Source organism: Paenibacillus sp. 1-18 (assembly GCF_000520755.1).
GTDB lineage: Bacteria > Bacillota > Bacilli > Paenibacillales > Paenibacillaceae > Paenibacillus > Paenibacillus brasilensis.
In genome coordinates this window covers 58,038-66,549 of record NZ_ASSB01000316.1, presented here as the reverse complement: position 1 = coordinate 66,549, position 8,512 = coordinate 58,038, and the positions used below count along the sequence as shown (strand labels likewise).

The following is an 8,512-nucleotide window of genomic DNA, read 5'->3' as shown; positions in this document are numbered from 1 at the left end:
GTCCCAGCCATGACCTTGGCTGCATGCAGCATGCCCTTGTGCCCGATGGATGTCGCACCTGAGGCAACCCACTGCCACGTATGCGCCTGTGTTCCTACAGGAAAACAAGCGGTCGTGCACTGTACGGTCGGTGTAATCCAGCTTACATCACCAACGTCGGTTGATCCGTACAACGGTTCGGTTCCCGTATAAGGCTGAAGCATATCAGCCATATCCTTATCGCGCAGGCCCGGATATTTGGCCACAATCCCTGCGCGTTCCTGCTTATCCAATGTCGTCCGTATTTCGGCGGCATAGGCCAGTTCTTCCGCCGTAAATTCCGGCACGCCCAGCTGCTCGAACACGCGGTACATGGTTTGCTCCAGCACCGGACTAGGCATCAGGTTGGAGCAAGCCTTGTCGAATACGATTTCGACCTCGGTACCTGTCATCAGTGCCGCCCCGCGAGCAATATCGCAGACCCGCTTGTAAATAGGCTGCACCTGCGATGCATGCGGTGCCCTGATCAGATAGAGCACCTCCGCATCTGCCTGTACAACATTAGGAGAAAAGCCTCCGCTGTTCGTGATTGCATAGTGCAGACGCGCATCCTGCACAATATGCTCCCGCAAATAATTCGCGCCGATGTTCATCAACTCGACGGCATCGAGTGCGCTGCGGCCCAGATGAGGAGCGGCGGCGGCATGTGCGCTTTTGCCTTTAAAACGAAAATAAACCTGCACGTTGGCTAGTGTGCTCACAGACATAATGCTGTTATAGTCCATCGGATGCCAGCACAGCGAAAAATCCACATCGTCAAACAATCCTGCACGCGCCATAAATGTTTTGCCTGAGCCACCCTCTTCACCGGGACAGCCGTAGTAACGAATCGTTCCTGACTGTCCGTTTTTCTCCATGTGATTTTTAAGCGCAAACGCTGCTGCCAAAGAGGCCGACCCGAGCAAATGATGACCGCAGCCGTGACCGTTGCCTCCCTTTTCTACCGGCTCCTGCCGAGCAATGCCTTTAAGCTGGCTGAGTCCCGATAAAGCGTCATATTCCCCGAGAAATGCAATAATCGGCTTCCCACTGCCATAGCTCCCAATGAAGGCTGTTTCGATACCGCCCACACCACGCTCTATAGCGAACCCTTCCTCTTCCAGACTGCGACATAGCAGCTCAGCAGATTGATATTCCTCGAAGCGCGTCTCCGCATATTTCCATATTTGCTCGCTAATGCGAATGATTTTATCCCGATGTCGTTCAATATCTTTGGACAATAGCTCTATATGCTTCATGACTGGTGTCCCACCTTTCTCAGCGAAGCGTCCGCTTGGCCAGCCGCTCCAATAGCTCCACGCTGCGTGGCAGCACCTCTTCCTGAATATCAAACTCCGGATGATGGTGAGGGGCGGGCAGGTCGCAGCCGATAATCATATAAGTCCCTTTTCCTCCCAGCTCCTGCACACGCCGAATCATGTAGCTGGCATCCTCACTCCCTAGCGAGCTGGTTTGCCCCATCGCTTTCTGGTTCACGAAGCCCTCAATATGCTGTGCTTCCTCTGCTGCCATCTCCGCCAATTCCGGGCTGCATACAATCGGGATTGCGCCGCCGATGACACGAATTTCATGCTCAAGCTCGTGCATTCCTGCACTGTGGGCTATGATATTGCGTACCCGTCTCTCCAGTTCTTCATTCGTCTGCTCATCCACTGAGCGTGTTTCGATGATCATACGCGCGTTTTCAGGTATGATGTTGGCGGCCGTGCCTCCTTCCAGCACACCTACGTTAATACGTGTTTCCCCTGTGCTGAAACGGGGCAGCGAATGAATGTTCAGCAATGCGGTGGCCGCGCCTAGCAGGGCATTGTTCCCTTTTTCCGGCGAGGAGCCCGCATGTGACGCCACACCGCGAAAGCGTGCCTCCAGTTTGGTGGACGCCAGAAAGCCTGCCGAGCTGCCATGAATTTCACCCAGCGGTATATCACAGCCAAAATGCTGGCAAAAAAGTGTGTCTACATCGTTCAGCATTCCTTTGTGTACCATAGCATAAGCACCTCGAACTCCCTCTTCTGCCGGTTGAAAGATCAATTTAACCGTGCCCGCAAACTGGCGGTCACTTAATCGCTCCGCCAAGCCGATGCCAACCGTCGTATGTCCGTCATGAGCACAAGCATGCATAAGTCCTTCATACAGTGAACGGAAGCCTTCGGCCTGCGGCACATGACGTGTTTCTGTGCTTTCCATAATCGGCAGCGCGTCCATATCGAATCGGAACGCCACGGTGGGCCCTTCCTGCACACCCCGCAGAATACCAACAACAGCCGTATAGCCCCCCCTCATATGAGCCGCAATTTCAGGGTCCGCCCCATCCCGCAATGCGCGTTCATAAGCTGCCTCCAGCACTTCTTTTGCCGGCAAGCCTCGAACGGCGCTCGGTTCCATCGCGTCCTGTCCATAAATCACCTCGTAGCCGAATTGCCGCAGCAGGCCTACAACCTTGGATGCTGTTCGGAATTCAGTAAAGCCCAGCTCAGGATGACGATGTAAGTCCCGGCGCAGCTCGATCAAATCTAACATATATACCACCTTACCTTTACATAAAAATAGTAGAATTTACAAAAGCGTATTTCTCAATTATGACAGGCTATCCAAACCACGACCAGAAGCGTCCACACTATGAAGAAGAACGGCGAACCCATAAAAGTTTTCCATAGGATAGCTCACGTTGTAAGCATAGATTATCTCTGAATTCCAAGTATTATATATCGTTCCTGATATATTGATCTCGCAACAGGAGCAATGGCGATGAGAAACACCGTCCGTCTGGGCCTTGGCCCAATTGGTTATGATAAATAATATCAGTTGACAATCATTCAAAAATAATATATCTTAATATTGAGATAATAAATATAAAGCAGTTTTAACACCTATTCATTCAGCTTTACAAGCCAAATATATAAAGACCAAGGAGGATATTGATATGAAACTGTTAGGATTGCATCACGTATCGGCGATTACAGCGGCGGCGGCTAAAAATGTTGATTTTTATACTCAGGTTATGGGACTTCGGTTGATCAAGAAAACGGTGAACCAGGACGATGTTAGTGTCTATCACCTCTTCTACGGAGATGAGCGCGGAACCGCGGGGACGGAAGTTACATTCTTTGAAATTCCGCATGCCGGACAGACTCGTACAGGGAATAACAGCATTTCAGCACTCTCTCTGCGCGTACCGAATGACAAGGCGCTGGATTACTGGAAAAATCGCTTTGAGCAACTGGATGTAAAACATGGCGAAATTACGGATCAAGCAGGACGCCTGGCGCTTTCGTTCGAGGATTTTGAAGGACAACGCTTCTTCCTCGTTTCGGATGAGCATGATAACGGAGTGCGCGGGGGGACGCCTTGGGAGAAAAGCCCTGTCCCTGCCGAATACGGCATTGTAGGACTCGGCCCGGTTCATCTGACCATTCCCAAAGCGGAAAATACCATTCTCATCCTTGAACAGGTTATGGGCTTCCGTAAAAAGGGCTCCTACCCTTCTACTGTTGCCGGGCAACCGGATGTGGTCATCTATGAGACAGGTGAAGGTGGTACAGGAACTGAGGTTCATCTGGAAGAGCGCAACGATCTGCCCCAAGAGCGACCAGGACGCGGCAGTGTGCATCACGTAGCTTTCCGTGTTGAAACCGAGGAAGAGCTCAAACAGTGGGTAGAACGTATTCAGCAGCTGCAAATTTCCAACTCAGGCTTCGTAGATCGCTTTTATTTCCGTTCCTTGTACTTCCGTGAGCCGAACGGCATTCTGTTTGAATTGGCTACCGATGGCCCCGGCTTTGACACCGACGAGGAACTGGAGTTTCTGGGCGAATCCCTGTCGCTGCCGCCATTTTTGGAGTCGCGCCGCGAATCTATTGAAGCCAATCTCAAACCACTTAATACCAAACATTAATTGAATTTTCATTTGCATAAAAGGGCATTCCGCCACCTGCCAGCCTTTCGGCTATGACAGGTAAGCGAAATGCCCTTTTTGGTTAAGCTTACAGCTTTTTATCATCCACGCTGTTCAGCCACGCCTCGATTTCTCCGATCACAGAGGCGATACAGCCATCCTGGAACGGCGAGATCAGTCCAGCCAGTTCGACCAATCCGGTAAAAGATCGGCTCCCCCCGGCACGGCACAGCTTCAAATAATCCTCCCACGCAGCTGTCCGGTCGATACTCATACGCTTCCAGAATTGGAATGCGCACAATTGCGCGAGTGTGTAGTCAATATAGTAGAACGGGGATTGAAAAATATGACCCTGCTTGTGCCAAAATCCACCCTGCTCCAAATACTCGTTACCTTCATAGTCGAGGTGCGGTTTATACTTGCGTTCAATGGAGCGCCATGCGCTTTTACGTTCAGCCGGGGTCCAATCCGGATGCTCATATACCGCATGCTGGAATTCATCTACGGCTACGCCGTAAGGCACGAACAGCAACGAAGACGACAGATGCTCAAAGTGATATTTGTCCGTATCTTCTTCAAAGAACAGCTTCATCCAAGGCCAGGCGAAAAATTCCATACTCATGGAATGAATCTCAGCTGCCTCCATAGTAGGCCAGTAATACTCTGGAATTTCAAAATGTCGGCTTTCATAGACCTGGAAGGCATGACCTGCTTCATGTGTCAATACGTCGATGTCACCGGATGTACCATTAAAATTAGAGAAAATAAACGGCGTGCCATATTCGCTCAAAAAGGTACAATAGCCTCCGCTTTGCTTACCCTTTTTGCTGATCAGGTCCATCAATTCTCGTTCGATCATAAAGCTGAAAAATTCATTCGTTTCCGGTGAAAGCTCCTCATACATACGTGCTCCATTACGAAGAATCCACTCCGGGTCACCTTTCGGTGTAGGATTTCCTGACAGAAAGTTGAAGCCTTCATCATAATAGCGAAGCCGATCTACACCGATCCGTTCGCGCTGACGCTCCTTCAGCTTTGTTGCCAGGGGAACGATGTGCTTCAGCACCTGCTCGCGGAAGTTGGCTACCATCGTGGCATTGTAATCTGTACGGCCCAAGCGGGCATAGCCCAGCTCTACGAAGTTGTCGTAGCCCAGCTTATGTGCCATGCGTGTGCGTACCTTGACCAATTCATCATAAATCCGATCCAGCTCGTCCTCATGCTCGCTCATAAATTGATATTTGGCCTCGGAAGCCAGTTTGCGTGTTTCCCGATTCGTATCCAATTCAAAAGGCAAAAGCTGCGCTAACGTGCGTTCTTGCCCTTCAAACAGAATCTTGGCTGAAGCAATAAGCTGGGCATATTCAGAGGTCAGCTTATTTTCCTGCTGCAAATCCTCGATGATATCCGGGTGGAACGACTTGAGCGCTACCTCGGCAATACTAAAAAGCTGGCTGCCCCATTGGTTCTCTAGCTCGGCTCTGAACGGAGAATCCACCAATGCCCGGTAGTAATCCGTTACATACTCCTGAATGACCGGCATGAAATCATCAGCGTACTCTTGCTCCGCTTTGTAAAAGGCGTCCTCCGTATTAATGGAGTGCCGAACTTCCACCAATTGCAATTGCGTTTCCACATTACTGCGCAGCTTGTTAATCGCATGAATCACTTCATTTTGACTTTCTACGCTGTCTGCCTCACGAAACTGCTGCAACAGCGTTTTAAACCGCTGTTCAATTTCTGGTTGCTCTGGTCGGCTGTAAGCCATTTGGCTGAATAATGTCATTGCCTTCGTTCCCCCCTAAGTGTAATAAACCTGATGCTTATTATACAGTACGATTAGACAAAACTGGAAGCTCTTGTTCCAAAAAAAGACAACCTAAAAAGCCGCAATACCATGTATTTCGGCTTTTTAAGCTCAGCTGGCTTTTATCTCAGGGATATCTTTGCCTAAAGCAATTATTATATCTATGCAGCCTGATGAAGATTTATAAGACCTTCTCTGTTACACACATTGATGCATAATGATTTTAGCAAACTTAATGATTTTGCGTGCTTATTGATTTTGTAAACGGTGTGCGGCATGCAGGGTCGGACCGACGAATTCATTCAGCTTGAAGCCGCCCGCAATTGCCTGTGTGATAAATTTCTTGGCCTGATCCACCGCTTCACGTACAGTCAGCCCTTGAGCCAAACCAGCCGTTACCGCAGCCGAAGTGGTGCAGCCTGCACCATGGGTAAAGCTCGTTTTTACCACATCGGCCTCAAACCAGTCAAACGTGATCCCGTCATACAGCAGGTCCATCGCTTTGCCTGCGCTAATTTTACCACGGTCCTTGATCAGCACGTGCTTCGCTCCGCGCTCATGGATAACGGCAGCCGCTTCCTGCATCTGCTCCAGCGTCGTGATCGGTCCAGTCTTCGCCAACTGCGAAGCCTCAAACAGGTTCGGCGTTACCAGATCAGCGCCGGGGATTAACAACTCCAGCATCGCCTCTGTATTTTCCGGCTGAAGCACTTCATCCGTGCCTTTGCAGACCATAACCGGGTCAATTACGATCCGCTTCAGATCATGTTTTTTCAAATGGCTGGCTACCAGCTCGATAATATCAACGGAACCGAGCATACCAGTTTTCATCGCATCAAAGCCGATACCTTCCAATACAGTACGCAGTTGCGCTTCTACTACATCCAACGCAACAGGATATACAAGATGATCCCAGGTTTTAGGTCCCATCGCAACTACGGTTGTCAATACAGTCATGCCATATACGCCAAGCTCCTGAAAGGTTTTCAGGTCTGCCTGAATACCCGCTCCTCCGCTTGTGTCGGAGCCCGCTATCGTTAATGTTTTGGGAATCGTCATTTGTACATGCTCTCCTTCACTTTCTGTGCTGCATTTATCCTAATCCCGCATGCGAAACTTGTCAACGCGCAAAGCGTCTTTTCCATGCTAAAAGTCACAGGAATCCGCAACGGCAAAAAAACGAGAACATTCCCCTTTGAAACGGGAACATCCTCGTAAGAACGTGTTATATGAAGAGTTCACATGAAAGTTAGAATTACGAATACCCACCGGTACTGTGATCATAGGCATGATTCTTTCCATTTTCGCTTAAGCCGAGACAAAGGCTTTGATACAAATGCTGCTGTTCTGGAGTAGCAAAATTCCGGTGCTGCTCAAATAAGGCCATGCAACCGATGATATGCTCGGTATAGCTATTATCTACAGACAGCTGTAAGCAATGCAGTGTTTGTCTCAATCCTTCAGAGAAATCGCCCTTTCGAAAATGATATTCCGCATACACCTTGCAAAAGGATGCAAAGCGGAATGCATTAAAGTGCTTGCGATAATGAGTGTCCCATTGTTCCGGTACAAGCTCCCAGAAGCTCTTGAGTTGCTGACTGAACAATCCCAGCTCGGCATCCGCAAAATAACCGAACCGGTTCGCTGATTCGAGCAATGTGTTCAAGCCTTCCAGTGTCTCATCCGGATGTTCGCGCAGATAAGTAATATACTCATAGATTGCAGCAGTGTTACCCATTTTAATTTCAATACAAAGTCGGTTGCCCTGAGCATATACACGGTGCATTTCGACTACTTTCCAGCCCTCCTCGTCCAAGCCCTCAAACCAGCTTAAATCTGCATAACCTTCAATCCATTGCTTGGATTCCTCATATCTGCCCTGAAACTCATAGCAGCTGGCCTTCAGCAGATGTCCCTGGGCATAGTAATAAACGAGCGGCTTAAGCAGCTCCAGGTGCTCATCCCCAAATCGGTTCCGATTGCGATATAACGCCTGCGCCAGCTCTCTTAGCTCATCCGCATACATTTCCATCTCAGACCATTGCATTTTTGACGCAAACACTTGGGACAGCATATGTAAGCCTTCCAATGCGTATGTTTCCGGTAAACGGCTACGATATAAATGGAATTGCACAGCGGCCTTCAAGTTCTGTTTGTTATCCTTAATCTGAACCTGGAAAATACGGAAATAGCTGATCGCCAAGCGTTCGGAATGGGTATACTTCTCACTCTCGATAACACAATCATACAGAAGCATAGAGGCTTCATGTCGATCATTCTCAAACATCTCTTCTGCTGTCTCAAAAATAGCTGGAATGTTCGATAAATCATCCATCAGATAGCCAAGCACACTGCGTATGCAGTCCAGCTTGTTCAACTCCGAGCAACGGAGAAGAAAGGGACGCAGCCTCCGCCAGTGCGGTAAGGAATGAACAAAGCATTCATCCACATACATCTCGAACAAAGCCCCTTCTTCTAATCCCATGGCCTCGGTGATTAGATCAAGCTGATTGACTGAAATAGGCCGTGGAGGGTTCCGGTTAAGAATACCGCTGAGTGTACCCGGATTTACCTTGGAAGCATCTGCAAAACACTGCATCGAAATGCCTTCACTTTGAATATACTTTTCAATTTCTGCGCGAATCGTGGTGTTTTTTTCCAAAGGGACACCCCCTCAAACGAATGATGATGACTTTTTCATTACCTTTTAAACCAAAATTTGTTTAATCAAAGTATATGTCTAATTATACGGCAGGTCAATAACTTAAACG

6 protein-coding genes are annotated in these 8,512 nt (G+C 48.9%); 1 reads left to right on the top strand and 5 read right to left on the bottom strand.

Annotated features, from left to right (window positions below; genetic code table 11):
• A partial coding sequence (locus tag L693_RS0120275; RefSeq protein ID WP_025719469.1) for a M20 family metallopeptidase occupies positions 1–1,277 on the bottom strand: 1,277 nt, incomplete at its 3' end.
• Positions 1,278–1,296: 19 nt separating this feature from the next.
• Entirely contained in the window at positions 1,297–2,559 is a 1,263-nt protein-coding gene (locus L693_RS0120270) for an amidohydrolase (protein WP_025719467.1), read from the bottom strand.
• 403 nt (positions 2,560–2,962) lie between these two features.
• Between L693_RS0120270 and L693_RS0120265 the strand changes: the two genes are divergently transcribed.
• Positions 2,963–3,934 (top strand): ring-cleaving dioxygenase, encoded by a 972-nt coding sequence (locus L693_RS0120265; RefSeq protein WP_025719465.1) that lies wholly within the window; start codon positions 2,963–2,965, stop codon positions 3,932–3,934.
• An 88-nt stretch (positions 3,935–4,022) separates the two neighbouring features.
• On the opposite strand, the gene L693_RS0120260 is transcribed toward L693_RS0120265, so the two are convergent.
• The 3 genes from L693_RS0120260 to L693_RS0120250 all read right to left on the bottom strand — a co-directional run bounded on the left by L693_RS0120260 (position 4,023) and on the right by L693_RS0120250 (position 8,403).
• The gene (locus L693_RS0120260; protein WP_025719463.1) at positions 4,023–5,720 is read right to left on the bottom strand and encodes a M3 family oligoendopeptidase; all 1,698 of its coding nucleotides are present in this window, start codon (positions 5,718–5,720) and stop codon (positions 4,023–4,025) included.
• A gap of 270 nt (positions 5,721–5,990) precedes the next feature.
• Positions 5,991–6,800 carry a bifunctional hydroxymethylpyrimidine kinase/phosphomethylpyrimidine kinase gene (gene thiD / locus L693_RS0120255; RefSeq protein WP_025719462.1) on the bottom strand — a complete coding sequence of 270 codons (810 nt, stop codon included), beginning with the start codon at positions 6,798–6,800 and terminating at the stop codon, positions 5,991–5,993.
• 196 nt (positions 6,801–6,996) lie between these two features.
• A complete protein-coding gene (locus L693_RS0120250) occupies positions 6,997–8,403 on the bottom strand; it encodes a hypothetical protein (protein WP_025719460.1) in 1,407 nt (468 codons plus the stop codon).
• Between the last annotated feature and the right edge of the window lie 109 nt (positions 8,404–8,512).